The organism is Variovorax sp. SPNA7 (assembly GCF_033807855.1).
GTDB lineage: Bacteria > Pseudomonadota > Gammaproteobacteria > Burkholderiales > Burkholderiaceae_C > Variovorax > Variovorax beijingensis.
This window is the reverse complement of sequence record NZ_CP138513.1, coordinates 5,610,954-5,636,074: the sequence shown is the minus strand read 5'-3', so window position 1 is coordinate 5,636,074 and position 25,121 is coordinate 5,610,954. Positions and strand designations below refer to the sequence as shown.

At 67.0% G+C, this 25,121-nt stretch carries 31 protein-coding genes; 24 read left to right on the top strand and 7 right to left on the bottom strand.

Annotated features, from left to right (window positions below; all coding sequences use genetic code 11):
- Positions 1-10: 10 nt before the first annotated feature.
- On the bottom strand, positions 11-745 hold the full coding sequence (locus tag RZE77_RS26480; RefSeq protein WP_021012950.1) for a helix-turn-helix domain-containing protein: 735 nt from the start codon (positions 743-745) through the stop codon (positions 11-13).
- Between the two features lie 138 nt (positions 746-883).
- On the opposite strand from RZE77_RS26480, the gene RZE77_RS26475 reads away from it, so the two are divergent.
- The 7 genes from RZE77_RS26475 to RZE77_RS26445 all read left to right on the top strand — a co-directional run bounded on the left by RZE77_RS26475 (position 884) and on the right by RZE77_RS26445 (position 7,251).
- Positions 884-1,744 (top strand): hypothetical protein, encoded by an 861-nt coding sequence (locus tag RZE77_RS26475; RefSeq protein WP_319439946.1) that lies wholly within the window; start codon positions 884-886, stop codon positions 1,742-1,744.
- Positions 1,745-1,758: 14 nt separating this feature from the next.
- On the top strand, positions 1,759-3,717 hold the full coding sequence (locus RZE77_RS26470; protein WP_319439945.1) for an MFS transporter: 1,959 nt from the start codon (positions 1,759-1,761) through the stop codon (positions 3,715-3,717).
- A 126-nt stretch (positions 3,718-3,843) separates the two neighbouring features.
- Positions 3,844-4,347 carry a YiaA/YiaB family inner membrane protein gene (locus tag RZE77_RS26465; protein WP_319439944.1) on the top strand — a complete coding sequence of 168 codons (504 nt, stop codon included), beginning with the start codon at positions 3,844-3,846 and terminating at the stop codon, positions 4,345-4,347.
- 41 nt (positions 4,348-4,388) lie between these two features.
- Positions 4,389-4,847: a hypothetical protein gene (locus tag RZE77_RS26460; protein WP_319439943.1), complete on the top strand. Its 459-nt coding sequence runs from the start codon at positions 4,389-4,391 to the stop codon at positions 4,845-4,847.
- A complete protein-coding gene (locus tag RZE77_RS26455) occupies positions 4,844-5,641 on the top strand; it encodes a DUF2145 domain-containing protein (protein ID WP_319439942.1) in 798 nt (265 codons plus the stop codon). Before RZE77_RS26460 ends, RZE77_RS26455 begins: the two co-directional genes overlap by 4 nt.
- 28 nt (positions 5,642-5,669) lie before the next feature.
- Entirely contained in the window at positions 5,670-6,782 is a 1,113-nt protein-coding gene (locus tag RZE77_RS26450; protein ID WP_319439941.1) for a serine endopeptidase, read from the top strand.
- Positions 6,783-6,873: 91 nt separating this feature from the next.
- Positions 6,874-7,251 carry a DUF3597 domain-containing protein gene (locus RZE77_RS26445; RefSeq protein ID WP_015867813.1) on the top strand — a complete coding sequence of 126 codons (378 nt, stop codon included), beginning with the start codon at positions 6,874-6,876 and terminating at the stop codon, positions 7,249-7,251.
- Between the two features lie 133 nt (positions 7,252-7,384).
- Here RZE77_RS26445 and RZE77_RS26440 read toward each other — a convergent pair whose 3' ends face one another.
- The 4 genes from RZE77_RS26440 to queA form a co-directional block, all read right to left on the bottom strand.
- The gene (locus tag RZE77_RS26440) at positions 7,385-8,167 is read right to left on the bottom strand and encodes an SDR family NAD(P)-dependent oxidoreductase (protein ID WP_319439940.1); all 783 of its coding nucleotides are present in this window, start codon (positions 8,165-8,167) and stop codon (positions 7,385-7,387) included.
- 134 nt (positions 8,168-8,301) lie between these two features.
- Entirely contained in the window at positions 8,302-9,501 is a 1,200-nt protein-coding gene (tgt, locus tag RZE77_RS26435; protein ID WP_319439939.1) for a tRNA guanosine(34) transglycosylase Tgt, read from the bottom strand.
- On the bottom strand, positions 9,498-10,751 hold the full coding sequence (locus RZE77_RS26430) for a PQQ-dependent sugar dehydrogenase (protein ID WP_319439938.1): 1,254 nt from the start codon (positions 10,749-10,751) through the stop codon (positions 9,498-9,500). Before RZE77_RS26430 ends, tgt begins: the two co-directional genes overlap by 4 nt.
- Entirely contained in the window at positions 10,748-11,791 is a 1,044-nt protein-coding gene (queA, locus tag RZE77_RS26425; RefSeq protein WP_319439937.1) for a tRNA preQ1(34) S-adenosylmethionine ribosyltransferase-isomerase QueA, read from the bottom strand. Before queA ends, RZE77_RS26430 begins: the two co-directional genes overlap by 4 nt.
- An 84-nt stretch (positions 11,792-11,875) precedes the next feature.
- Between queA and recG the strand changes: the two genes are divergently transcribed.
- The 5 genes from recG to RZE77_RS26400 all read left to right on the top strand — a co-directional run bounded on the left by recG (position 11,876) and on the right by RZE77_RS26400 (position 17,194).
- Positions 11,876-14,005, top strand: coding sequence for an ATP-dependent DNA helicase RecG (gene recG / locus RZE77_RS26420; protein WP_319439936.1), 2,130 nt, complete (start codon positions 11,876-11,878; stop codon positions 14,003-14,005).
- 101 nt (positions 14,006-14,106) lie between these two features.
- On the top strand, positions 14,107-15,072 hold the full coding sequence (locus tag RZE77_RS26415) for a LysR substrate-binding domain-containing protein (protein ID WP_124959023.1): 966 nt from the start codon (positions 14,107-14,109) through the stop codon (positions 15,070-15,072).
- A gap of 140 nt (positions 15,073-15,212) precedes the next feature.
- Positions 15,213-15,788, top strand: coding sequence for a Dps family protein (locus RZE77_RS26410; RefSeq protein ID WP_319439935.1), 576 nt, complete (start codon positions 15,213-15,215; stop codon positions 15,786-15,788).
- 58 nt (positions 15,789-15,846) lie between these two features.
- A complete protein-coding gene (gene ubiA / locus RZE77_RS26405; RefSeq protein ID WP_319439934.1) occupies positions 15,847-16,707 on the top strand; it encodes a 4-hydroxybenzoate octaprenyltransferase in 861 nt (286 codons plus the stop codon).
- 19 nt (positions 16,708-16,726) lie between these two features.
- On the top strand, positions 16,727-17,194 hold the full coding sequence (locus RZE77_RS26400; protein WP_319439933.1) for a MaoC/PaaZ C-terminal domain-containing protein: 468 nt from the start codon (positions 16,727-16,729) through the stop codon (positions 17,192-17,194).
- A gap of 6 nt (positions 17,195-17,200) precedes the next feature.
- On the opposite strand, the gene proC is transcribed toward RZE77_RS26400, so the two are convergent.
- Positions 17,201-18,058, bottom strand: coding sequence for a pyrroline-5-carboxylate reductase (gene proC, locus RZE77_RS26395; protein WP_319439932.1), 858 nt, complete (start codon positions 18,056-18,058; stop codon positions 17,201-17,203).
- Positions 18,055-19,197, bottom strand: a complete 1,143-nt coding sequence (locus RZE77_RS26390) for an esterase-like activity of phytase family protein (protein WP_319439931.1) — start codon at positions 19,195-19,197, stop codon at positions 18,055-18,057. The genes proC and RZE77_RS26390 overlap by 4 nt, the downstream gene beginning before the upstream one ends.
- A 261-nt stretch (positions 19,198-19,458) precedes the next feature.
- Here RZE77_RS26390 and rplN point away from each other — a divergent pair, with 261 nt between their 5' ends.
- The 12 genes from rplN (at position 19,459) to rpmJ (ending at position 25,121) form a co-directional block, all read left to right on the top strand.
- Positions 19,459-19,827, top strand: a complete 369-nt coding sequence (gene rplN / locus RZE77_RS26385) for a 50S ribosomal protein L14 (protein WP_009124801.1) — start codon at positions 19,459-19,461, stop codon at positions 19,825-19,827.
- A 13-nt stretch (positions 19,828-19,840) separates the two neighbouring features.
- On the top strand, positions 19,841-20,173 hold the full coding sequence (gene rplX, locus RZE77_RS26380) for a 50S ribosomal protein L24 (RefSeq protein WP_319439930.1): 333 nt from the start codon (positions 19,841-19,843) through the stop codon (positions 20,171-20,173).
- An 11-nt stretch (positions 20,174-20,184) separates the two neighbouring features.
- Positions 20,185-20,724 (top strand): 50S ribosomal protein L5, encoded by a 540-nt coding sequence (gene rplE / locus RZE77_RS26375; protein WP_013544114.1) that lies wholly within the window; start codon positions 20,185-20,187, stop codon positions 20,722-20,724.
- An 8-nt stretch (positions 20,725-20,732) separates the two neighbouring features.
- Positions 20,733-21,038 carry a 30S ribosomal protein S14 gene (gene rpsN / locus RZE77_RS26370; RefSeq protein WP_021012929.1) on the top strand — a complete coding sequence of 102 codons (306 nt, stop codon included), beginning with the start codon at positions 20,733-20,735 and terminating at the stop codon, positions 21,036-21,038.
- A gap of 20 nt (positions 21,039-21,058) precedes the next feature.
- Positions 21,059-21,454 (top strand): 30S ribosomal protein S8, encoded by a 396-nt coding sequence (rpsH, locus tag RZE77_RS26365; protein WP_021012928.1) that lies wholly within the window; start codon positions 21,059-21,061, stop codon positions 21,452-21,454.
- A gap of 24 nt (positions 21,455-21,478) precedes the next feature.
- Positions 21,479-22,012 carry a 50S ribosomal protein L6 gene (gene rplF / locus RZE77_RS26360; protein ID WP_013544111.1) on the top strand — a complete coding sequence of 178 codons (534 nt, stop codon included), beginning with the start codon at positions 21,479-21,481 and terminating at the stop codon, positions 22,010-22,012.
- 14 nt (positions 22,013-22,026) lie between these two features.
- Positions 22,027-22,392: a 50S ribosomal protein L18 gene (gene rplR / locus RZE77_RS26355; protein ID WP_021012927.1), complete on the top strand. Its 366-nt coding sequence runs from the start codon at positions 22,027-22,029 to the stop codon at positions 22,390-22,392.
- A gap of 18 nt (positions 22,393-22,410) precedes the next feature.
- Positions 22,411-22,929, top strand: coding sequence for a 30S ribosomal protein S5 (gene rpsE / locus RZE77_RS26350; RefSeq protein ID WP_015867795.1), 519 nt, complete (start codon positions 22,411-22,413; stop codon positions 22,927-22,929).
- Between the two features lie 35 nt (positions 22,930-22,964).
- Entirely contained in the window at positions 22,965-23,150 is a 186-nt protein-coding gene (gene rpmD, locus RZE77_RS26345; protein WP_009124818.1) for a 50S ribosomal protein L30, read from the top strand.
- A gap of 11 nt (positions 23,151-23,161) precedes the next feature.
- A complete protein-coding gene (rplO, locus tag RZE77_RS26340) occupies positions 23,162-23,593 on the top strand; it encodes a 50S ribosomal protein L15 (RefSeq protein WP_015867794.1) in 432 nt (143 codons plus the stop codon).
- Positions 23,594-23,619: 26 nt separating this feature from the next.
- The gene (secY, locus tag RZE77_RS26335; protein ID WP_319439929.1) at positions 23,620-24,933 is read left to right on the top strand and encodes a preprotein translocase subunit SecY; all 1,314 of its coding nucleotides are present in this window, start codon (positions 23,620-23,622) and stop codon (positions 24,931-24,933) included.
- A gap of 74 nt (positions 24,934-25,007) precedes the next feature.
- Entirely contained in the window at positions 25,008-25,121 is a 114-nt protein-coding gene (gene rpmJ, locus RZE77_RS26330; protein ID WP_013544106.1) for a 50S ribosomal protein L36, read from the top strand.

Genomic DNA, 25,121 nt, shown 5'->3' with positions numbered 1-25,121 from the left:
ACGGCGAGGCTCAGGCGCGGCGCAGGCGCGTGAAGGCCTCGAACTCCCAATTGCGCATGCCCAGCAGCAAGGTGTAGCCCTCGCGGTCCTTCGCGGCCAGCTTCTGGTCGGTCTGGTGCTGCTGCGCAAAGTCCTGTGCCACGCGCTGCAGGCGTTCGAGGAACGCGGGCGCGAGCGAGCGGCTGATCTGCCCGTGCACCAGCAGCAGCCCCTCGGCCGGGCCGTCGAAGCCGCCGGCGTAGTAGTCGAGCACCACGTTCTCGCGGAAGAACTCCATCACCGGGCCGTGCGGCCGCCAGCGGAAGGTCTTGGCCAGCTTCAGCCGGTAGCGGTTCAGCGGACGCAACTCGATGATGCCGATGCGGTCCAGCTGCGCCAGGCAGCCGATGCACTCGGCCTCGCTGATCCGGTAGGCCGCCACGATCTGCTCCAGCGTCCACTGGCTCAGCACGCTGATGGCCACCAGCAGCAGCTTCTTGTCCTTGACCACCGCCTTTTCCTGCTCCTGCGTGAGCTCCTTCAAGAGCGGCTGGGCGTCGGCCACGCGGCGCGCCAGCTCGGCGAAGTCGATCTTGAGCGCGCGGCAGATCGCGTCGACCCGCGACAGCGGCATGTCGCTCTTGGCCAGCATGCGCTTCACGCTGGATTCGGCCATGTCGAGCGAGCGCGCCAGGTCGGCGTAGGTCATGCGGGCGCTCTTGAGTTCGTTCTTGAGGGCTTGGACGAGGTCGACGGTGGTGCTCATGAGGGTGGTGATGCGGAAGGAGGTATTAGAAAAAGATACCGAAAGGTGTGAATTAGTGCCTCGTATCGATTCTCGATGCCTGTGGAGCGACTGGCAACTAAATTCCGCGGCTCCTGCCACCCACCACCGAGGACCGCCATGCCTTTGCCCACCCTCAGCCGCCGCGAGCGCGGATTGCTCTTCACCTTCGTGCTGCTCGCGCTGGTGGCCCTGTTCGGACCCGCGCTGCCGGCGGCCGAGGTGGCCATTGCCGCGGTGTTCGCCGACGACCGCAGCTGGCACGGCCTGCCCAACGCGATGGACGTGCTGAGCAACCTGCCGTTCCTGCTGATCGGCTTCTGGGGCCTGTATCGGCTCAATCGGATCGACCGCGCCCACCAGGAGGCGCTGGCGCAGTTCCCGCTGGCGCCGCCGGCCAACGATCCGCCGGACAACACGCTCGACTGCGCCTGGCTTTTCTTTGCCGGGCTGGTCGCCACTGCCGCGGGATCGGCCTTCTTCCACCTGGTGCCCGACGGCGCCCGGCTCGCGGCCGACCGTGCCGGCATGGCGGTGGCCTTCGCGGGGCTGATCGGCATCGCGGTCTGCGAGCGCGTGAGCCAGCGCGCCGGCTGGCCGGCCGCCTGGTTCGTGCTGATGGCCGGGCTGCTCTCGGCCGAGGTGTTCCAGGAAAGCGGCAACGTGCTGCCCTGGGTCATCGTGCAGTTCGGCGGCATGGCGCTGGTGCTCACGCTCGCGCTGGCCACGCCGATGCGCGGCGCGGTCGGGCTCAAGCTGGGCTGGGTGATCTGCTTCTATGCCCTGGCCAAGGTCTTCGAGCTGGCGGACCACGCGATCTACGAGGCAACGCAGCACGTGGTTTCGGGCCACACCCTCAAGCACCTGACCGCATCGCTGGCAGGTCTGCCGGTGCTGGCGGCGCTGCGCAAGCTCGACATGAACTGGCGCGCGACCCTGCTGCGGCACAATCCCGACGCAGCCGCCGCCCTGACGGCATGAGGAGAATTCTTCGAATGACAACCCCCGCCGCTGCTGCCACTGCCGCCACCGCGCCCCACGAGGCGAACGCCCACGCCAACCAGTTCGCCCTTCTCAAGCAGCGGCGCTTCGCGCCTTTCTTCTGGACCCAGTTCGCGGGCGCGGCGAACGACAACCTCTTCAAGTTCGCCTTCACCGTGATGGTGACCTACCAGCTCCAGCTGAGCTGGATGCCGCCGGCCATGGCGGGGCTGGCCATCGGCGCGCTGTTCATCCTGCCGTTCCTGCTGTTCTCGGCCACGGCGGGGCAGCTCACCGACAAGTTCGACAAGACGAAGATGATCCGCTTCGTCAAGAACCTCGAGATCGCGATCATGCTGATTGCGGCCTGGGGCTTCGTGCGCGCCGATGCGGTGGTGCTGCTGGGCTGCGTGTTCCTCATGGGCCTGCATTCCACGCTGTTCGGGCCGGTCAAGTTCGCCTACCTGCCGCAGGTGCTCGACGCGCGCGAGCTCACGGGCGGCAACGGCATGGTCGAGATGGGCACTTTCGTCGCCATCCTGCTCGGGCAGGTGGCGGGCGGGCTGCTGGTGGCGCTGCCGCAGGTCGGCCACACCACGGTGGCGGTGGCCTGCGTGCTGCTGGCACTGGCAGGGCGCGGCGTGGCGCAGGCCATTCCGCAGGCGCCCGCCACCGACCCGGGCCTGGTGATCAACTGGAACCCGTTCAGCGAGACCTGGCGCAACCTCAAGCTCGCGCACGGCAACATCGTGGTGTTCCGCTCGCTCTTGGGCATCTCGTGGATGTGGTTCTTCGGCGCGGTGTTCCTGAGCCAGTTCCCCAGCTTCGCGAAGGAAGTGCTGCATGGCGACGAGCAGGTGGCATCGCTGCTGCTGGTGGTGTTCTCGGTGGGCATCGGCGTGGGCTCGCTGCTGTGCGAGACGCTGAGCCGCCGGCAGGTGGAGATCGGCCTGGTGCCGCTGGGCGCGATCGGCATGAGCGTGTTCGCCATCGACCTGTACTTTGCGTCGCGTGCGCTGCCGCCGTCCGCCGGCATGGGACTGGGCGCCTTCATGGGCCAGGCCGCGCACTGGCGCGTGATGGCCGACCTGGCGCTGCTGTCGCTCTTCGCGGGGCTCTACAGCGTGCCGATGTACGCGCTGATCCAGCTGCGCAGCCAGCCCACGCACCGCGCACGCATCATCGCGGCCAACAACATCCTCAATGCGCTGTTCATGATCGGCAGCTCGGTCATCGCGGGCGCCTTGCTCGGCGCCGGCTTCACGATTCCGCAGATCTTCCTGTTCACGGGCATTGCCAACGCGGTGGTGGCGTTCTACATCTTCATGCTGGTGCCCGAGTACCTGCTGCGCTTCATCGCGTGGATGCTGTCGCACTTCGTCTACCGCTTCGAGATCAAGGGCGACGAGCACATTCCCACCGAAGGCGCCGCGGTGCTGGTGTGCAACCACGTGAGCTTCATCGACGCGATATTGCTGATGGCCGCAAGCCCGCGCCCGATCCGCTTCATCATGGACCACCGGATCTTCAAGGTGCCGGTGCTCGGCTGGCTGTTCAAGCTGGCCAAGGCGATTCCGATCGCGCCGCAGAAGGAAGACCCGGCGGCCTACGAAGCGGCCTTTGCCAGGGCGCTGGGCGTGCTGCGCGAAGGCGACCTGCTGGCCATTTTTCCGGAGGGCGCGATCACGCGCGACGGCCAGCTGCAGCCCTTCAAGGGCGGCGTGATGAAGATCATCGAAAGCGCGCGCGCCGAAGGCATCGAGCCACCGGTGATCCCGATGGCGCTGACCAATCTCTGGGGCTCGTACTTCAGCCGCATCGAGCTGCGCGGCGGCGAGAACGTGGCCATGGCCAAGCCCTTCCGCCGCGGCTTCTTCAGCCGCGTGGGGCTCAACGTCGGCCATGCCGTGCCGCCGCCCGAGGTGCGGCCCGAGGCGCTGCAGCAGCGCGTGAGCGGGCTGCTGGCCGCCTGAGGCGCCAGAAAAGTATCTTTTCCAGATACCAGGAGCGGCTCAAACCGGAACTGGTCGAAGCATTCGAGCCCCGCGGTGCGGGAGCGAACCATCATTCGCTCACCTTCACTACGCCGCGAGGCACTCATGCAAACCTTCCCTTCCACCACCGTTTCGATCCAGCGCGACACGCGGGCCTGGCAGTTCCAGGTCTGGGCTTCGTTCGCGACCGCCGTGTTCCTGTGCGCCACCGGCCTGAGCTGGCTGCCGGGCGAGGCGCTGGACCGTGCGTTCATGGTGATGGGTTATGTGTTCTGCCTGAGCACCGCCTTCATGCTGGCCAAGTTCGTGCGCGACAGCCAGCCAGCGACCGCCGGCGGCACGGCGAGCCGCGACGTGCCGATGTGGCGCCTGGTGGTCTGGGGCAGCTTCTTCACTGCGATGGGCCTGACCGGCTGGGGCCTGGTCCGCATGGAGATCAACGACGCCTACAAGGCCTTCCTGGGTGTGAGCTGGCTGTTCCTGATCAGCTCGGCCTTCACGCTGGCCAAGACCCTGCGCGACCGCCACGAAGCCGACCTGATCGACGCGCGCCTGCAAGGCCGCCGCGCCGCCCGCCAGGAAGCCGCTGCCGCCGGCTCGGCCGAATGAGCGCCGCCTTCTTCTTCATCATCCATCCACGAAAGACCGTCATGAAAAAATCCGTTGCCGCGCTTCTGGTTGCCGCCTGCACCGCCTTCGCGGGCGCCGCGCTGCCCCTTCATGCCCAGGCGCAGAGCGAGGCTTCGGCCGCGCTCTCGCTGCTGCCGGTGGCCTCGGTCGTGGGTGCCGCTTCGGCGATGGGCGCCTCCGCGGCGGCCGTGGTCGCGCTGCCTGCCGCGCTTTCGGTGGGTGGCTCGATGCTCACGGTGGTGGCGGTCGAGGCCTCGGCCGATGGCACCGTCTACCTGCTGGAGCGTGCCTCGGACGGTGCGCGCGCCAGCGTCAAGGTGATGGGGCGCGCCGCCAACGGCGTGTCGGCGGCGGTGGGCACGGGCGTCCTGGTCAGCGTGATCGGCAGCGGCGTCGTGCTGTCGGCCGCGGGCGAGGTGCTGGCCTTCGTGCCCAATGCCATCGGCCGCGCGCTGCTGCACAACGAGAGGCTGTCGTGAAGCGCGCGGTCTTTCCTGCGCTCCTGCTGGCGCTCGTGGCGGCGCTGCCGCTGCAGGCGCAGGCCGGCCGCTCCTGCGAGCAGGCCAGGCCGACCGCCGAGCTGATCGTCAAGGGCATGCAGCTGGCCGAGCGCACCTCGCACCAGCTCGATGCCAGCGGCGCGCGCGTCGTGCTGCTGGCGCGCGCCGGGCAGGACCTGGGCAAGTACGGCCTGCGCTATTCGCACCTGGGCATCGCCTACAAGACCGACGAGGGTCCATGGCGCGTGGTGCACAAGCTCAACCAGTGCGGCACCTCGGTGGCCGCGGTCTACCGCCAGGGGCTCGGCGAATTCTTCCTCGACGACCTCTGGCGCTACGAAGCCGCCTGGGTCGTGCCCACGCCCGCCGTGCAGGCGCAGCTGCTGGCCGCGCTCCACGAGCCGCCCGCGCGCATCGTGCGGCTGAACATCGCGCCCTACAGCATCGTGAGCTACGCCTGGGGCCAGAAGTACCAGCAGTCGAACCAGTGGGCGGTCGAGACGCTGGCCGCGGCCATGGAGCCCGCCACCATCGGCAGCCGCACGCAGGCGCAGGCGTGGATGCAGTTCAAGGGCTACGAGCCGACCGCGCTCAGGCTCGGCCCGCTCACTCGCCTGGGCGGCCGCGTGGGCTCGGCCAACGTGGCCTTCGACGACCATCCGAACGAGAAGCGGTTCTCGGACCGCATCGAGACGGTGACGGTCGACTCGGTGTTCGCATGGATGCCGCGCGCGGGGCTCGGCGCGGCGCCGGTGGCGTTCAAGCTGCAATAAGAAATCTCTCTCCTACCGAAAGAATGAAATGAGCAAGTCACTGCGTCTGTCCGAAAAATGGTTTCGCCGCGGGCTCTGGCTCGTGGCGCTGGCGTTCGCGAGCTTCCTGATCGGGCTCGGCGGCGCCATCGTGGACGACCTGCCGCAGGTCGAGCGGGCGCTCGAGCTCGACGACTTCATCGATCGCCCCGCGGCCGAGCCGCTGCGCAGCACGATCAAGGCATCGGAGGCCGCCGAGCTGCAGGCGACGCGACAGCTGGAGCAGGTCCGCCTGCAGCAGAGCGCCGCGCGGCAGGCCAGTGCCAACGCGCGCGAGACTTTCGGCAACTGGATCGCCACGCGGCGTGCAACCGCGCAGCCCGACCAGGACACGGAGCTGATCGCACGCACCAAGGCGCTCGATGCCTTCAAGCAGAAGGAAGACGAGGTCCAGCACCTGGTGAATGCGCAGCAGCAGATCGTGCTCGACGCGCGCCAGGCCGAGCAGCGCGCCCGCGAGGCGCTGTCGCTGCTGGAACGCGATGCGCGCGAAAAGCTCGACGCCGAGTACCGCCGCGTCGAACTGCGCGTGTTCGCCTACCGCCTTGCGCTCACGCTGCCGCTGCTGGTCGTGGCCGGCTGGTTGTTCGCAAAGAAGCGCAAGAGCACCTACTGGCCCTTCGTCTGGGGTTTCATCTTCTTTGCGCTGTTCGCCTTCTTCGTCGAGCTGGTGCCCTACCTGCCGAGCTACGGCGGCTATGTGCGCTACGTGGTGGGCATTCTGGTCACGGTGCTCGTCGGGCGCTATGCGATCGTGGCGCTCAACGCCTACCTCGCGCGCCAGAAGCTCGCCGAGCAGCAGCCCGACCAGGTGCGGCGCGAGGAGCTCAGCTACGACGTCGCGCTCGCGCGGCTCGGCAAGGGCGTGTGCCCCGGCTGCGAACGCCCGGTGGACCTGAAGAACGACGAGATCGACTTCTGCCCGCACTGCGGCATCGGCCTGTTCGACCACTGCGGCCAGTGCGAGACGCGCAAGAGCGCGTTCTCGAAGTTCTGCCATGCCTGCGGCACCGCCGCGGCCGCAACGCAGGCGCCGCACACATCTGTGACCGGCACTGCGCAATCGGTCACGCCGGGCGCGCCGGTTCAGCCGGCCACGTAGCGAAAGCGCCGCACGGTCGTGCTACAACCCCGGGCTGCGTCACGCAACGCCGTGCCGCGGGTTTTCCCATTCACATTGACGGAGCACACCCATGAGCATTTTCGGCAAGATTTTTTCCAAGATTTTTCCGTCGGCCAACGCCGCTGAAGTCGTCGCCGCACCGCCGGCGGCTGCACCCGGCGCGCCGGCCGCTGTCGCACCGCCGCCTGCGATCCCACTGGGCGACGTGCCCGCCGTCCTGGACGCAATGCCTGGTGCCGCCGGCCTGAACTGGCGCACCTCGATCGTCGACCTGCTCAAGTTGCTGGGCCTGGACAGCAGCCTCGCCGCGCGCAAGGAACTGGCTAGCGAAATTCTCTACAGCAACGGCGAACCGGGTTCGGCCGAATGGAACATCGGCCTGCACAAGCAGGTGATGACTCGCATCGCCGCCAATGGCGGCACGCTGCCAGCCGAACTGCGCGACTAAATAAAGGCGGCTTCTGCCGAAAAAGGAATTTCCAGGAACACCGCGGAACCGGCTTCGCCGGGCCGCTGGTGTTGCCCCCGGTAGGGGGTTGGCGTAGCGACACGAAGTGCGCGAAGACTGGGGGCGAGCCTATTTATGTCCAGCCCGCATCCACCACGTAGTCCTGCGCGGTGCACATCTTCGAATCGTCGGCGGCCAGGAACAGCGCCATCGCGGCGATGTCTTCCGCCATCACGCGCCCCGGCAGGCATTGCGCCGCATCGATCTCCGCGGCGGACTCGGGCTTGACCCACAGCCTGATCTGCCGCTCGGTCATCACCCAGCCCGGCACGATCGAATTGACGCGGATGTTCTCTTTGCCCAGGTCGCGCGCCAGCGAGCGCGTGAGGCCGCGCGCGGCCGCCTTGCAGGCCTGGTAGACCGGGTAGCCGCGGCCCTTGATCATCCAGCTGATCGAGCCGAAGTTGATGATCGAGCCGCCGCCCAGCGCGCGCATGTCGTCGGCCACGGCCTGCGCGGCAAAGAACTGGTGCTTGAAGTTGACGGCCACGAGGCGGTCGAAGTCATCGCTGGTGACATCGGCCATCTCGTGGCGGCGGTCGTTGGCGGCATTGTTGAGCAGCACGCCGACCGGGCCGAATTGCGCGCGCACCGCGGCAATGGTGGCCGCGAGCGCCGCCGTGTCGGTCACGTCGCATGCGATGAACAGTGCGGGTGCGTCGCCCTGCAGCTGCGCCGCGAGCGCGCTGCCGGCGGCCGTGTCGAGGTCGCAGAAGCCGACCTTCGCGCCCTGCGCATGGAAGGCCCGCACCAGCGCCTCGCCGATGCCGCTCGCACCGCCGGAGATGAAGACGGTGCGGCCGGCCAGCGAGGGATAGCGGGCGGTGTAGGACGAAAGTGATGATGCGTCGGTCATGTGAATACGGCAGCGGCGATGGACACGGTCGGCAAGCGTACCGGATGGGCGTGCCCCTGCCGTGCGAGGGGACGCCGCCCGGCGCATGGTTTCCGGCGAATGGCCGGTGCGGGCGTGCGTGGCACGCGCCCGCGTCAGACGCCGCGCGCGCGCTCCGACTTGAAGCGCGCGCGGAATTCCGTGAAGGTGCCCGCCTCGAGCGATTCGCGGATCTCGCGCATCAGGTTCAGGTAGTAGTGCAGGTTGTGGATGGTGGCGAGCATCGGCCCGAGCATCTCGGCGCAGCGGTCGAGGTGGTGCAGGTAGGCGCGGCTGAAGCCCTCGCGCCCGCCATCGTTCCACGAAACGCCCGAGGTGCCCGCGCAGGCATGGCAGGTGCAGCTCGGGTCGATGGGCTGCGGATCGTTCTTGTGGCGCGCATTGCGCATCTTCAGGTCGCCGAAGCGCGTGAACAACGTGCCGTTGCGCGCATTGCGCGTGGGCATCACGCAGTCGAACATGTCGACGCCGTCGGCCACGCCCTGCACCAGGTCTTCCGGCGTGCCCACGCCCATCAGGTAGCGCGGCTTGTTCGCGGGCAGCCGGTGCGGCGTGTGGCCCATGATGTGCAGCATCTCCTCCTTGGGCTCGCCCACGCTCACGCCGCCGATGGCGTAGCCCGGAAAGTCCATGTCGACCAGCGCCGCGAGCGATTCCTCGCGCAGGTTCTCGAACATGCCGCCCTGCACGATGCCGAACAGCGCGTTCGGGTTCTGAAGCCGCGCGAACTCGTGCTGGCAGCGCTTGGCCCAGCGCAGGCTCAGCTCCATCGAGATGCGCGCCTCGGCCTCGGTCGTGATGTGGCCCTTGGTGTCGTAGGGCGTGCACTCGTCGAACTGCATCACGATGTCGCTGTTGAGGATGGTCTGGATCTGCATCGAGACCTCGGGCGTGAGGAACAGCTTGTCGCCGTTGACGGGCGAGGCGAACTTCACGCCCTCCTCGCTGATCTTGCGCATCGCGCCCAGCGACCAGACCTGGAAGCCGCCCGAGTCGGTGAGGATCGGCTTGTTCCATTTCTCGAACTGGTGCAGCCCGCCGAAGCTGGCCATCACGTCGAGGCCGGGGCGCATCCACAGGTGGAAGGTGTTGCCCAGGATGATCTGCGCGCCCATTTCCTCGAGGCTGCGCGGCATCACGCCCTTGACGGTGCCATAGGTGCCCACGGGCATGAAGATCGGCGTCTGCACCACGCCATGGTTGAGCGTGAGCGTGCCGCGGCGCGCGTGGCTCGCGGGATCGGTCTTGAGAAGTTCGAACTTCAGGCGCGGCAGGGAGGACGTGGTGTCGGTCATTTCTGGGGGGCGGCGCCGGTGTCCGGCAGCAGCATCAGGATGGTACGGTTGAAGTCTTCGACGGCGAGCAGGCGGCCCTGCCGGTCGACGGTGATGCCGGTGGGCCGGCCCATCGGGCGCACGCCGGCCTTGGGGCTCCAGCCGGCGAGCCATTCGATCGGCTTGCCCGACGGCAGGCCGCGTGCATCGAGCTTGTAGCCCACCACGCGGTGGCCGGGCGGCTGGTGGCCGCGCCAGGCGACGAGCAGCTGGCCCGCGAAGCGGCTGTCCGCGGGCCCGGTGATCATCTGCAGCGGCGCGGCGTGCGCAGGCCAGAGCATCAGCGGCGCCTCGGTGGCCTTGCAGCCCTGCCGGTTCTCGTAGCCGCGCGCGGGCCGCCGGTTGCCCACGCAATAGGGCCAGCCGTAGTCGCGCCCGGCCTGCAGCCGGTTCAGCTCTTCGGGCGGCTGGCCCACGTCTTCGTAGTCGATGGAATTCTCGCCTTGCAGCACGGTGCCCTTGGCGGGGCCGTCCGGCAGCACGGTCAAGGCGACCGAGTTGCGCAGGCCGGTGGCAAAGGGCTTGAAGCTCTGCAGCCTGTGGTCCGGCCCGGCGAGCACGGCCTCGTACACTGCGGCGCGCGGCTTCGGCCCGGCCAGGTCGGGGCAGGGCAGCGGGTATTGCTTCAACGACGCATCGCGGCAGGCATCGGAGTCGGAGCCGACGTTGACGTAGAGCCGCCCGCCCGGTCCGAAGGCCAGTTCCTTGAGCGGATGCGTGCCGTCGCCCGGCAGGCCGTCGATCACCGTTTCTCGCTGCAGCGCGCCGCCGGGCGAAGAAGGAACCGGCGTGCGCCAGATCGTGCCCGACTCGCCGATGTAGATCTTGCCGTCGGGTCCGGCGACGAGACCCAGGGGCCGGTCGAGCTGCTCGGCCAGCACGCTCAAGCGCGCACGCCGCGGCGCGGGGCCCTCGGTGGGCAGCACCATCTCGAGCAGGCGGCCGCGGCGTGGCTCCCACGAGCCCATGTCGACGACCCAGTAGCGGCCCGGCGCCACCTCGAGGATGCGCCGGGGCGCACGCAGGCCCTGGGCCTCGTCGGCCAGCAGCGCGACGCAGGTGCCTGCGGGGCTGCCGATGTCGAGCCGCGCATAGCCGCCGCACAGGCCCTGCGGCGTGTAGCCGCGCGCATGGCCGGCCAGGGGCAGCAGCAGCGCGCATCCGGATGCGAGCGCGGCCAGCGAAGAGCGGATGGCGCTGCTGGTTTTCACCTGGGAGCGCGCGCCAGCAGCATGGCGTCGCCGTAGCTGAAGAAGCGGTAGTGCTGCGCGATGGCGTGGGCATAGAGCGCCATCACGTGTTCATAGCCCGCAAAGGCCGAGACCAGCATCATCAGCGTGCTCTTCGGCAAATGGAAGTTGGTGACCAGCAGGTCGACGTGCTCGAACACGAAGCCCGGCGTGATGAAGATGCGCGTGTCGCCCGTGGCCTCGCCGCTCCTGGCCCACGATTCGAGCGTGCGCACGGTGGTGGTGCCGACCGCGACCACCCGGCCGCCGCGGGCCTTGCAGTCGGCAATCGCGCGCTGCGTGGCCTCGGGCACTTCGTAGCGCTCGGCGTGCATCGTGTGCTCTGCAATGTTCTCGGTCTTGACCGGCTGGAAGGTGCCGGCGCCCACGTGCAGCGTGACGCTGGCGCGCTGCACGCCGCGCGCTTCGAGTTCGGCCAGCAGGCCTTCGTCGAAATGCAGCGCGGCGGTCGGCGCAGCCACGGCGCCGGGCACGCGCGCGAACACGGTCTGGTAGCGGCGCTCGTCGTCGGCCGAATCGCCGTGCGTGATGTAGGGCGGCAGCGGCACGTGGCCGCAGCGGGCCATCAGCGCGTAGGGGTCTTCGCCGGCGTCGCTCTCGAAAGCGAAGCGGAACAGCGCGCCGTCTTCCTCCGGCCAGCGGCCCAGCAGCGTGGCGCGAAAGCCGCCGACCATCTGCAGCGTGGTGCCCACGGGCGGCTTCTTGCTGACCTTCATGTGCGCCACCACTTCGTTACCTTGCAGCACGCGTTCGACCAGCAGTTCGAGCTTGCCGCCGGTCGGCTTCTCGCCGAACAGGCGCGCCTTGACCACGCGCGTGTCGTTGAAGACCAGCAGGTCGCCCGCGCGCAGCAGCGAGGGCAGGCTCTTGAAGATGCGGTCGGCCGGGGTGCTGCCGGTGCCGTCGAGCAGACGGGAGGACGTGCGTTCGGGGGCCGGGTGTTGCGCCACCAGCTCGGGCGGCAAGTCGAAATCGAAATCGGAAAGCGTGAAGGCGCGCATGGTGCTTGAGGGCCGGACGGGCCCGTGCCAAGGAGGCATGGAAGATGAGTGAGACGTGTGGCCGGAGCCGGGCAGAATTGTCCCATGCCCGCTTCCGCGAAGTCCGTGCCGCCCGAAAAGACCACAAGCCCGCCCGCTGCCGCCCCGGCCGCGCCCGGTGCCGGGCTGAGCGCCGTGCAGCGCGCGCTGCGCAAGCTCGGCCTGGTGCGCGACATCGACTTCGCGCTCTACCTGCCGATGCGCTACGAGGACGAGACGCGCATCGTGCGCCTGGCCGACACGCGCGACGGCGACATGGCGCAGGTCGAGGGCGTGGTGACCGAATGCGAGGTGGTGTTCCGCCCGCGCCGGCAGCTGATTGCCACCATCGACGACGGCAGCGACACCTGCCAGCTGCGCTTCTTCAATTTCTATCCCTCGCAGCAGAAGCAGCTGGCCGTCGGCGCGCGCGTGCGCGTGCGGGGCGAAATGCGCGGCGGCTTCGTCGGGCGGCAGATGATGCATCCCACCGTCAAGGCGGCCGGCACGGCATTGCCGCAGGCACTGACGCCGGTCTACTCGACCATTGCCGGGCTGCCGCAGCCGGTGCTCCGGCGCGAGGTGCGCTCGGGCCTGGCGCGCGCAGTGCTCGACGAGACGATTCCCGTGCAGATCGGATGGCGCGGCGCCTGGGACCTGCGCAGTTCACTGACCTTCCTGCACTACCCGACGCCCGACGTGGCCATGGCCACGCTCGAAGACCACAGCCATCCGGCATGGCAGCGCATCAAGGCGGAAGAACTGCTCGCGCAGCAGCTCTCGCAATTGCAGGCGCGGCTGGAGCGCGCGGCGCAGCGGGCGCCGATGCTGCCTTCCTCGGCCGAGCCGCAGGCGAGCTCGCTGCATGCGCAGCTGCTCGCGGTGCTGCCCTTCGGCCTGACCGGCGCGCAGCAGCGCGTGGGCGAGGAAATCACGCGCGACCTCGGCCGCGAGATCCCGATGCACCGGCTGCTGCAGGGCGACGTGGGCTCGGGCAAGACGGTGGTGGCGGCGCTTGCGGCGGCGCGCTGCATCGACGCGGGCTTCCAGTGCGCGCTGATGGCGCCGACCGAAATCCTCGCGGCCCAGCACTTCGGCAAGCTGGTCGGCTGGCTCGATCCACTGCTGGCCGAGCGCGGCCTGCGCGTGGCCTGGCTCACCGGCAGCCAGAAGAAGAAGGAGCGCGACGCGATGTCGGCCGCGGTCGAGAGCGGCGAGGCCGCGCTGGTCATCGGCACCCATGCCGTGATCTCGGAGAAGGTGCGCTTCAAGAACCTCGCATTGGCGATCATCGACGAGCAGCACCGCTTCGGCGTGGCGCAGCGGCTCGCGCTGCGCGGCAAGGCCGTCGGCCACCTCGAGCCGCATTTGCTGATGATGAGCGCCACCCCGATCCCGCGCACGCTGGCGATGAGCTACTACGCCGACCTGGACGTTTCCACGCTCGACGAGCTGCCGCCGGGCCGCACGCCCATCGTCACCAAGCTGGTGGCCGACCACCGGCGCGACGAGGTGATCGACCGCATCCAGGCGCAGATCGCGCAGGGCCGGCAGGTCTACTGGGTCTGCCCGCTGATCGAGGAGAGCGAAGCGGTCGACCTGCGCAATGCCACCGAGACGCGCGACGAGCTCGCGGATGCGCTCGGCACGGCCGTCAATGTCGGGCTGCTGCATTCGCGCATGCCCACGGCCGAGAAACAGGCGGTGATGGCGGCCTTCACGGCCAACGAGATCCAGGTGCTGGTGAGCACCACGGTGATCGAGGTGGGCGTGGACGTGCCGAACGCCTCGCTGATGGTGATCGAGCACGCCGAGCGCTTCGGGCTCTCGCAGTTGCACCAGCTGCGCGGCCGCGTGGGGCGCGGCGCCGCAGCTTCGGCCTGCGTGCTGCTCTACGCGCCGGGCGACAGCGGCCGCGTCGGCGAAGCGGCCCGCGCCCGGCTCAAGGCCATGGCCGAAACCGGCGACGGCTTCGAGATTGCGCGTCGCGACCTCGAGATCCGCGGCCCCGGCGAATTCCTGGGCGCGCGCCAGTCGGGCGCGCCGCTGCTGCGCTTTGCCGACCTCAGCACCGACACGATGCTGCTCGCCTGGGCGCGCGAACTCGCGCCGCTGATGCTCGACAAGCACCCCGACCTGGCCCAGCGCCACATCGACCGCTGGCTCGGCACCAAGGCGGAGTACCTGAAGGCATAGGCCTGTTCGCTGCGCCAGCGACGACCGGTGGCGCTCCTCGGCCGAAAGGCAACCCCATGCAGCGCTTGGTCAGGAACGCTTGCGCATAATTGACGCAAGCTATGACTCTCACCGAACTCAAATACATCGTCGCAGTAGCCCGCGAACGGCACTTCGGCAAGGCCGCCGAGGCCTGCTACGTCTCCCAACCCACTCTCTCGGTGGCCATCAAGAAGCTCGAGGACGAACTCGAGGTCAAGCTCTTCGAGCGCAGCGCGGGCGAAGTCACCGTCACGCCACTCGGCGAGCAGATCGTGCAGCAGGCGCAGAGCGTGCTCGACCAGGCCGCCAGCATCAAGGAGATCGCCAAGCGCGGGAAGGACCCGCTGGCCGGCCCGCTGAACCTCGGCGTGATCTACACCATCGGCCCGTACCTGCTGCCCGACCTGGTGCGCCAGGTGATTGCGCGCACGCCGCAGATGCCGCTGGTGCTGCAGGAGAACTTCACCGCCAAGCTGCTCGAGATGCTGCGTGCCGGCGAGATCGACTGCGCGATCATGGCCGAGCCTTTCCCCGACACCGGCCTGGCCATGGCGCCGCTCTACGACGAGCCCTTCATGGCGGCGCTGCCCGTGAAGCACAAGTTCGCCGACCGCGAGTCGATCACTTCGGAAGAGCTGCAGAACGAAACCATGCTGCTGCTGGGCACCGGCCATTGCTTTCGCGACCATGTGCTCGAGGTCTGCCCCGAGTTCGCGCGCTTCTCGAGCAATGCCGAGGGCATCCGCAAGAGCTTCGAGGGCTCGTCGCTCGAGACCATCAAGCACATGGTGGCGTCGGGCATGGGCGTGACGCTGGTGCCGCGCCTGTCGGTGCCGGCCGAAGCGCTCAAGCCCAAGGTCAAGGGGCGCAAGGAGCCCGAGCAGATGGTGCGCTACCTGCCGGTGCGCGACGCGCAGGACCGCGATCCGCCGACGCGGCGCGTGGTGCTGGCCTGGCGCCGCACCTTCACGCGCTACGAGGCGATCGCGGCGCTGCGCAACGCAATCTATGCGTGCGAGCTGCCGGGCGTGAAGCGGCTGTCGTAGGAGGAAAGACGCGAACTTGGCCTACGCGGCGGCCGTTCGAATTCGTTGATCGCCGGGATAGAGTGGCGCTGTTGCGAAGCCGCGGGTCGGCTTTCAGAATAACGGTGTCTCCGCAAAACCTGAAGAAAGAGTTTCCAGCCATGGCCAAAGCATCGAAGAAAACATCGTCGCCCTCGTCGTCCGGCAAGGTGCCCAAGAAGGGCGGTGCCGTGGTGGCGCAGGAATCCGGCAGCCGCAATGCGCCCCTCATCAACATCGGCATCGAGCGGCAGGACCGCGCCGCCATTGCCGAAGGCCTGAGCCGCGTGCTGGCCGACACCTACACGCTCTACCTCACGACCCACAACTTCCACTGGAACGTGACGGGGCCGCACTTCAACTCGCTGCATGCGATGTTCATGGGCCAGTACACCGAGCTCTGGGGCGCCACCGACATCATTGCCGAGCGCATCCGTGCGTTGGGCCACTATGCGCCGGGCTCCTATGCCGAGTTCAGCAAGATCGCCACCGTGCCCGACGTGCCCCCGACCCCGCCCAAGGCGATGGAGATGGTGCGCATCCTGGTCAAGGGCCATGAAACCGTGTCGCGCATCGCGCGCGAATTCATCCCCGTGGCCGAAGAGGCCGGTGATGACCCGACGGCCGACATGCTGACCGCGCGCTGCACGGTGCACGACCAGACCGCCTGGATGCTGCGCTCGCTGCTCGAGGACTGATCGCCCGAGCACGGGAACCCAGGAGCGGCACAATGGCCGCTCTTTTTTTGCCCGCCGCATGCTTGCCCGCCGTTTTGCGCTCTATCTCGACCTGATCCGCTGGAACCGCCCCGCCGGCTGGCTGCTGCTGCTGTGGCCCACGCTGGGCGCGCTCTGGTTCGCAGCCGAGGGCTGGCCCGGCTGGCACCTGCTGGGCGTGTTCGTGCTGGGCACCATCCTGATGCGCAGCGCAGGCTGCTGCGTCAACGACGTGGCCGACCGCGACTTCGACCGCCACGTGAAGCGGACCGCCCAGCGGCCGGTGACCAGCGGCGCGGTGTCGGTCAGGGAGGCGCTGGTGCTGGGCGCGGTGCTGGCGTTGCCGGCCTTCGGGCTGGTGCTCACGACCAACCGGCTCACCATCCTGTGGTCGTTCGCGGCGCTGGCCATCACTTTGGCCTATCCCTTCGCCAAGCGCTTCGTATCGGTTCCGCAGGCGGTGCTCGGCATTGCCTTCAGCTTCGGCATTCCGATGGCTTTTGCGGCGGTGCAAGCCACCGTGCCCGTGTTCGCCGCCTGGCTGCTGGCCGGCAACCTGTTCTGGGTGCTGGCCTACGACACCGAGTACGCGATGGTCGACCGCGACGACGACCTGAAGATCGGCATGAAGACCTCCGCCATCACCTTCGGCCGCTTCGACGTGGCGGCGGTGATGCTGAGCTACGCGATCTTCCTGGCGGTCTGGAGCTGGGCCGGTGCGAGCCGGTCGCTGGGTGCCCCGTTCTTCGCGGGGATCGCCGTGGCCGCGGGACAGGCCGCCTGGCACTGGCGGCTGATCCGCGAGCGCACGCGCGACGGCTGCTTCAAGGCCTTCCGGCTGAACCACTGGCTCGGCTTCACCGTGTTTGCCGGCATCGCGGCGGGCTACGCCATTCGCTAGCTAGACAGACAGGACGCACATGCTCGACCGCCTGACGCAGAAGATCGGCCAGGAAGGCCTGTCCGGATGGCACCTCATCACGCAGGAGATGGTCGACCGGTACGCGGCGCTCTCGGGCGACGGCGAGGGCGAATGGATCCACCTCGATCCGCAGCGCGCCGCCCGCGAGGCGGACTACGGCGGAACGATCGTGCCGGGTTTCTTCCAGGTGTCGCACCTGATCCGGCTGACCGGCGAGGCCATGCGGACGCTGCTGCCCTTCGATGCGAACCACGCGTTGAACTATGGATTCGACCGCTTGCGCTTCGTCAGGCCGATGCCGGTCGGCGCGCGCTTCCGGGCGCGTGTGCGCATTCTCGAGGTGACGCCCAAGCCCGGCGAGAGCTTCCTGCTGAAGGAGGCGGTGCTGCTCGAACTCGAGGACGGCACCGTCACGCTGGCGGCCGAGTGGCTGGTCTTCCTCGGGCCGCGCGCACTGGCGGCCTGAAGAGGCTCAGGCGCGGCCGAATTCGTCGCCCAGTTCGGCGGCGCGCTTCTGCGCCGCGCGGATGGCGGCCTTGAACTTCGCCTTGACGTCGGCGCCCTCGAGCGAGGTGATCGCCGCATGGGTGGTGCCGCCCTTCGACGTCACGCGCTCGCGCAGCACCGATGGCGGCTCGGTGGCGCTGTGCGCGAGCGCCGAGGCGCCGGTGAAGGTGCCGATGGCCAGGCGCTGCGCCTGCTCGAGCGGCAGGCCCATCTCGACGCCGGCTTCGGTCATCGCTTCGATGAAATAGAACACATAGGCCGGGCCGGAGCCTGACATGGCCGTCACCGCGTCGAGCGCGGCTTCGTCGTCGACCCAGAGCAGCTCGCCGGTCGGCGCCAGCAGCTGCCCGACCAGCGCGCGGTCGGCGGCGTCCACCGCGGCCCGCGCATAGAGGCCGGTCATGCCCTGGCCCACCAGCGCCGGCGTGTTGGGCATGGCGCGCACCACGCGTTCGCTGCCGAGCCAGCGCGCGATGCTGCCCGACGGAATGCCGGCCGCCACGCTCAGGTGCAGTGCGTTGGCCGCGAACGCGCGCACCGGGGCGGCGGCGTCCGCAAAAGTCTGCGGCTTGACCGCCCACACCACCACGGCGCAGCGCGAAAGGGCGTCGCCGGCTTCGGCATGGGCGGCAATGCCGAAGGCTTGCGCGAGCTTGGTGCGGGCTTCCTCGAAGGGCTCGACCACCTCGAAGGTGCCGGCGGGCGTACCCTGCTTGATGAGGCCGCCGATGATGGCGCTGGCCATGTTGCCGCCGCCGATGAAGGCGATCGGAGGCAGCGGCGGCGGTGCGGTGCGGGGCAGGAAGGTGACGGCGATGGTCATGGTCGGTCGGTGTATTCGAATGCCGCGAACTGGGTTGTCTGCAGCGGGTTGAAATTGTCGTCGCTCACGACCACCAGCATGCGCTTGCCGTCCGGCAGCGGCGGTCCCCAGCACATGCCCTCGGTGTTGTCGAGGCGCGAAAGGCCGAGCGAGGCGAAGTCGGCGACCAGGGTCTTCGCCGCGGCGCGGTGGTTGCCTGCATCGAGTGCATCGATGGCCAGCACGTCGGTGGCGTTGCGGGTATCGATCTCGTAGAGGCGCAGCGAGTTTCCGGCGCCGGTCGCATAGGCGCGCTCCAGCACCAGCATGCGGTCGGCGTCGAGCATCAGGATCTCGCTGATGCCGTTGTCGGCATGGCTGCCGGGAACGAGCGGCCGCAGCGGGATCGCATCGGGAACATAGGCGATCTGGCGCGTGGCCCGGCCGGTCTCCAGGTCGATCCGGGTCAGCCGGCAGGGACCGCCCGGCGCACGCGTGGTCGGAACCGGGCCGTCCTGGAGCATCGCGCTTTCCATTCCAAGCCAGGCGTGGCGGCCGTCGGGCGTCAGCGCCAGGCCCTCGAGGCCCAGGTTGTCGCGCGGGCCGCGGCGCTGCGCCGGATCGGGGTTGAACATGGCCGGCAGCGCGAACTCGCGCAGCAGGCGGCCGTCGCGCGCCGACTCGTACAAGGCCGGGCCGAACCCCCGCCCGACGTCGCCTTCGCTTGTCCAGAGCAGGGTTCCGGCACCTGGGCGCAGGCGCAGCGATTCGGGGTCCGGAACCGGGGTGCCGGGGTCGGCGCGGCGCCGAGCGGGCCAGGGGCCGCCGCCCGGGCGTTGCAGCTGCACGACACTCCTGGGCTCGGGCGGCTGCGCCCAGGGAGGCGCCCATTGCGCCACATAGAAACGCGAAGGATCAAGGTCTGACCGATCATCACTGAGCAGCAGGTACTCACTTCCTTCTGCGTCATAGTCGATGCCCGAGAGGCCGCCGGCGGTCGTGCCCTGTATATTCAGCCGGTGCGGCCAGTGCTCCTCGGCAAGGCGGCGCAGCCGCTCTGGCCCCGCCGACGGAATGGCCGGGCTGCGGCAGCCGCCCAATCCCAGCCCTGCGAGCCCCGCCGCCATGGCACCTGCGCCCGCCAGCAGCCGGCGGCGCATGGGCGATGTAGGGGCGGATCGAGGGTCTGGAACAGGGGGGCGCACGCCGCCAAGTCTAGTTCCAGTGCATTTCGATCTCAGAAGGCAGTTGACATGCCTTGGCCTGCGTGCAACAATCGCAGGCTTCGCTTCAAAAAAGGCGAAGCTTTCAGCCCAAAGCGGAAGTGCCTCGAGTGGTTCGAGGTGCAGACGACGGGCCCAAGACTGACCGCAGCGTTTCCCTCCCGGAGGCGCATCGGTACAAGTTGGGAACTACTAGCAATGATCCAAACTGAATCCCGGCTCGAAGTGGCCGACAACACAGGCGCGAAGTCCGTCCTGTGTATCAAGGTGCTCGGTGGCTCCAAGCGGCGTTATGCCAGCGTGGGCGACGTCATCAAGGTGAGCATCAAGGAAGCCGCTCCGCGTGGTCGCGTCAAAAAGGGCGAGATCTACAGCGCAGTGGTGGTCCGCACCGCCAAGGGCATCCGTCGCGCCGACGGTTCGCTCGTCAAATTCGATGGCAACGCAGCCGTGTTGCTCAACGCCAAGCTGGAGCCGATCGGCACCCGCATCTTCGGACCGGTGACGCGCGAGCTGCGCACCGAGAAGTTCATGAAGATCGTGTCGCTGGCCCCCGAAGTTCTCTAAGGACAACAACGCCATGAACAAGATTCGCAAAGGCGACCAGGTCATCGTGTTGGCCGGGCGCGACAAAGGCAAGCGCGGCACCGTCTCGCTGCGCAAGGATGATTCGCGCCTCGTCGTCGAGGGCGTGAACATCGTCAAGAAGCACGCCAAGCCGAACCCCCTCAAGGGTACGACCGGCGGCATCGTCGAGAAGACCATGCCCATCCACCAATCCAACGTGGCGATCTTCAATGCCGCGACCGGCAAGGCCGATCGCGTGGGCATCAAGATCACCCAGGGTGCTGACGGCAAGCGCGTGGCTGTTCGCGTCTTCAAGTCCAGCGGCGACGAAATCAAGTTCGCCTAAGAGGTACTCACATGGCACGTCTCCAACAACACTATCGCGAAAAGATCGCGAAAGACCTGACGGAAAAGTTCGGCTACAAGTCGCCGATGCAGGTCCCCCGCCTCACCAAGATCACGCTCAACATGGGCGTGGGTGAAGCTGTCGCCGACAAGAAGGTCCTGGACAACGCAGTTGCCGACCTGACCAAGATCGCCGGCCAGAAGCCCGTGGTCACCAAGTCGAAGAAGGCCATCGCCGGTTTCAAGATCCGCGAAAACCAGCCGATCGGCTGCATGGTCACGCTGCGTGGCGTGCAGATGTATGAGTTCCTGGACCGTTTCGTGACCATCGCGCTGCCGCGTGTTCGCGACTTCCGCGGCATTTCCGGCCGTGCGTTCGACGGCCGTGGCAACTACAACATCGGCGTCAAGGAACAGATCATTTTCCCCGAGATCGAATACGACAAGGTCGATGCCCTGCGCGGTCTCAACATCAGCATCACGACGACGGCCAAGACCGACGAAGAAGCCAAGGCGCTTCTCGCTGGTTTCCGTTTCCCGTTCAAGAACTGAGGCGAACCGTGGCTAAACAATCCCTGATCCAACGCGAACTCAAGCGCGACAAGCTGGTCGCCAAGTACGCTGCGAAGCACGCGGAACTGAAGGCAATTTCCAACGACGTGAAGAAGAGCGACGAAGAGCGCGCTGCTGCCCGCCTGGGCCTGCAGAAGCTCCCGCGCAACGCGAACCCCACGCGCCAGCGCAACCGTTGCGAAATCACCGGTCGCCCCCGTGGCACCTTCCGTCAATTCGGTCTGGCCCGCGCCAAGATCCGCGAACTGGCCTTCAATGGCGACATCCCCGGTGTCACCAAGGCCAGCTGGTAAGCCAGGCAGGAGCAAACAACATGAGCATGAGTGATCCCATTGCCGACCTGCTGACGCGTATCCGTAACGCGCAGATGGTGGCGAAGCCCACTGTGTCGGTCCCGTCTTCCAAGGTGAAGATCGCGATCTCGCAGGTCCTGAAGGACGAAGGCTATATCGACGGTTTCCAGGTCAAGACCGAAGACGGCAAGTCCGAACTCGTCATTACCCTGAAGTACTACGCTGGCCGCCCGGTCATCGAGCGCATCGAGCGCGTGAGCCGTCCCGGCCTGCGCGTCTACAAGGCCAGTGCTTCCATTCCGCAAGTCCAGAACGGCCTCGGCGTCGCGATCGTCACGACCCCCAAGGGCGTGATGACCGACCGCAAGGCGCGCGCTACCGGTGTCGGTGGCGAAGTGCTGTGCTACGTCGCCTAACCGAGACATCGAGGAGTAACTGAAATGTCCCGAGTAGGAAAAATGCCGATCACCATCCCCGCAGGCGTGGATGTGTCGATCAAGGAAGACCAGATCAGCGTCAAGGGCACGGGCGGCACGCTCAACCTCGCGCGCAATCCCCTGGTCAAGGTCGTCAGCAACGACGGCAAGCTGAATTTCGAGCCCGCCAACGAGTCGCGTGAAGCGAATGCGATGAGCGGCACGATCCGTCAGCTGGTGAACAACATGGTGGTTGGCGTGACCAAGGGCTTCGAGAAGAAGCTCAACCTGGTCGGCGTCGGCTACAAGGCTGCAGCGTCCAACAACAAGTTGAACCTGCAAGTCGGCTATTCGCACCCGGTCAACATCGACATGCCGCAAGGCATCACGGTGGCCACTGCGACCCCGACCGAAATCGTGATCAAGGGTGCTGACCGTCAGCGCGTTGGTCAAATCGCCGCTGAGATCCGCGCTGTTCGTCCGCCTGAGCCCTACAAGGGCAAGGGCATCCGTTATTCGGACGAGAAGATCGTGATCAAAGAGACCAAGAAGAAGTAAGGGGCAGCAAAATGATGTTGACCAAAAAAGCACAGCGTCTTCGCCGCTCGCGCCAGACCCGCATCCGCATCGCGACGCAGGGTGTGGCCCGTCTGACGGTGAACCGCACCAACCTGCACATCTATGCCACCGTCATCTCCGACGACGGCACCAAGGTGATCGCCACCGCATCGACGGCCGAAGCCGAAGTGCGCGCTGCACTCGGCGGTTCGGGCAAGGGCGGCAATGCCGCCGCTGCAACGGCCATCGGCAAGCGCATCGCTGAAAAGGCGAAGGCTGCCGGCGTCGAGAAGGTCGCCTTCGACCGCGCTGGTTTCGCGTACCACGGCCGCGTCAAGGCGCTGGCCGACGCTGCCCGCGAAGCCGGCCTGCAGTTCTAAACGGACACGAGATTCAAAATGGCAAAGATTCAAGCAAGAACGCAGAACGAAGGCCCTGAAGACGGTTTGCGCGAGAAGATGATCGCGATCAACCGCGTCACCAAGGTGGTGAAGGGTGGTCGTATCCTCGGTTTCGCAGCACTCACCGTCGTGGGCGACGGCGACGGCCGCGTCGGCATGGGCAAGGGCAAGTCCAAGGAAGTGCCTGCTGCCGTGCAGAAGGCGATGGAAGAAGCCCGTCGCAACCTGGCCAAGATCTCGATCAAGAACGGCACGCTGCATCACCGCGTGACGGGCCATTGGGGCGCTGCCTCGGTGGTCATGATCCCGGCCCCGAAGGGTACCGGCATCATCGCCGGCGGTCCGATGCGCGCCGTGTTCGAAGTCATGGGCATCACCGACATCGTGGCCAAGAGCCATGGTTCGTCGAACCCCTACAACATGGTTCGCGCCACGCTCGACGGGTTGAAGAACTCGACGACCGCGTCCGAAGTGGCTGCCAAGCGCGGCCTGACCGTCGAAGAAATCTTCGCCTGAGCGCAAGCTCTCGCAAGGCTGAAGGAAGCATTCAAATGACGACGCAACAACAAACCCTCAAGGTGCAATTGGTCAAGAGCCCGATTGGCACCAAGGAATCGCATCGCGCGACCGTGCGTGGCCTCGGCCTGCGCAAGCTCAACAGCGTGAGCGAGCTGCAGGACACCCCGGCGGTGCGCGGCATGATCAACAAGATCAGTTATCTGGTCAAAGTTCTGTAAGAGAGACTGATATGGAACTCAATGGCATCAAGCCGGCAGCTGGCGCCAAGCACGCCAAGCGCCGTGTCGGCCGCGGTATCGGCTCCGGTATCGGCAAGACCGCAGGCCGCGGTCACAAGGGTCAGAAGTCGCGCGCAGGCGGTTTCCACAAGGTCGGCTTCGAAGGCGGTCAAATGCCGCTGCAGCGTCGCCTGCCCAAGCGTGGCTTCAAGTCGCACCTGCTGAAGTTCAACGCCGAAGTCACGCTGACTGCCCTCGAGCAGCTCGGCCTAGCCGAAGTGGACATCCTGGCGCTCAAGCAAGCCGGCCTCGTGGGCCAGCTCGCCAAGGTCGTCAAGATCGTCAAGACCGGTGAACTCACCAAGGCCGTCAAGCTGACGGGCGTGGGTGCAACCGCTGGTGCCAAGGCTGCGATCGAAGCAGCCGGCGGCAGCGTCGCCTGATCACACTGGACTGAAAGAAGTTCTTCGTGGCAACTAACGCGGCAACGATCGCAAAGACAGGCAAGTTCGGCGACCTGCGTCGCCGGCTCGTCTTCTTGCTGCTCGCGCTCGTGGTCTATCGGATCGGCGCGCACATTCCTGTGCCGGGCATCAACCCGGACCAGCTGGCAGCGTTGTTCCAGGGCCAGCAGGGCGGCATCCTGAGCCTGTTCAACATGTTCTCGGGCGGGGCGCTGTCGCGCTTCACCGTGTTCGCGTTGGGGATCATGCCGTACATCTCGGCGTCGATCATCATGCAGTTGATGACCTACGTGGTTCCGACCTTCGAGCAATTGAAGAAGGAAGGCGAGGCCGGCCGCCGCAAGATCACGCAGTACACGCGCTATGGCGCGCTCGGCTTGGCGCTGTTCCAGTCGTTCAGCATTGCAGTGGCGCTCGAGTCCTCGGCCGGACTGGTGAACTCCCCCGGCCTCGGCTTCCGCCTGACCGCCATGGTGAGCCTCACGGCAGGTTCGATGTTCCTGATGTGGCTCGGCGAGCAGATCACCGAACGCGGCCTGGGCAACGGCATCTCGATCCTGATCTTTGCAGGTATCGCGGCCGGCCTGCCCGCAGCCATCGGCGGCCTCGCTTCGCTGGTGACCACCGGTGCGATGAACCCGATCATTGCGCTGTTCATCATCGCGATCGTGGTGCTGGTCACCTACTTCGTGGTGTTCGTCGAACGCGGCCAGCGCAAGATCCTCGTGAACTATGCGCGGCGCCAGGTCGGCAACAAGGTCTACGGCGGCCAGTCGTCGCACCTGCCCTTGAAGCTGAACATGGCCGGTGTGATTCCGCCGATCTTCGCCTCGTCGATCATCCTGCTGCCCGCAACGGTGGTCGGCTGGTTCAGCACCGGCGAGGGTGGTTTCGGCTGGATCAAGGACATTGCCGGCGCACTGCGTCCGGGCGAGCCGATCTACGTGCTGCTGTACGCTGCTGCGATCGTTTTCTTCTGCTTCTTCTACACGGCACTCGTGTTCAACAGCAAGGAAACGGCCGACAACCTGAAGAAGAGCGGTGCATTCATTCCGGGCATTCGTCCGGGTGACCAGACCGCTCGCTATATCGACAAGATTCTGGTTCGCCTGACGTTGGCCGGCGCGGTGTACATCACCTTCGTCTGCCTGCTGCCCGAGTTCCTGATCCTGAAGTACAACGTACCGTTCTACTTCGGTGGTACCTCCCTGCTGATCATCGTGGTCGTCACGATGGACTTCATGGCCCAGGTGCAAAACTACATGATGTCCCAGCAGTACGAATCACTGCTGAAGAAGGCCAACTTCAAGACATCGTAGGGCTGTGAGTTTCAGTATTGAGAATTTGGGTGTGGGCGGTGTACCGCCACGTTAAACAGTTTTAGGAGAATGAAATGAGAGTTTCGGCTTCGGTCAAAACCATCTGCCGTAATTGCAAGGTCATCCGCCGTAAAGGTGTGGTGCGTGTGATTTGCACCGACCCGCGCCACAAGCAGCGCCAGGGTTGA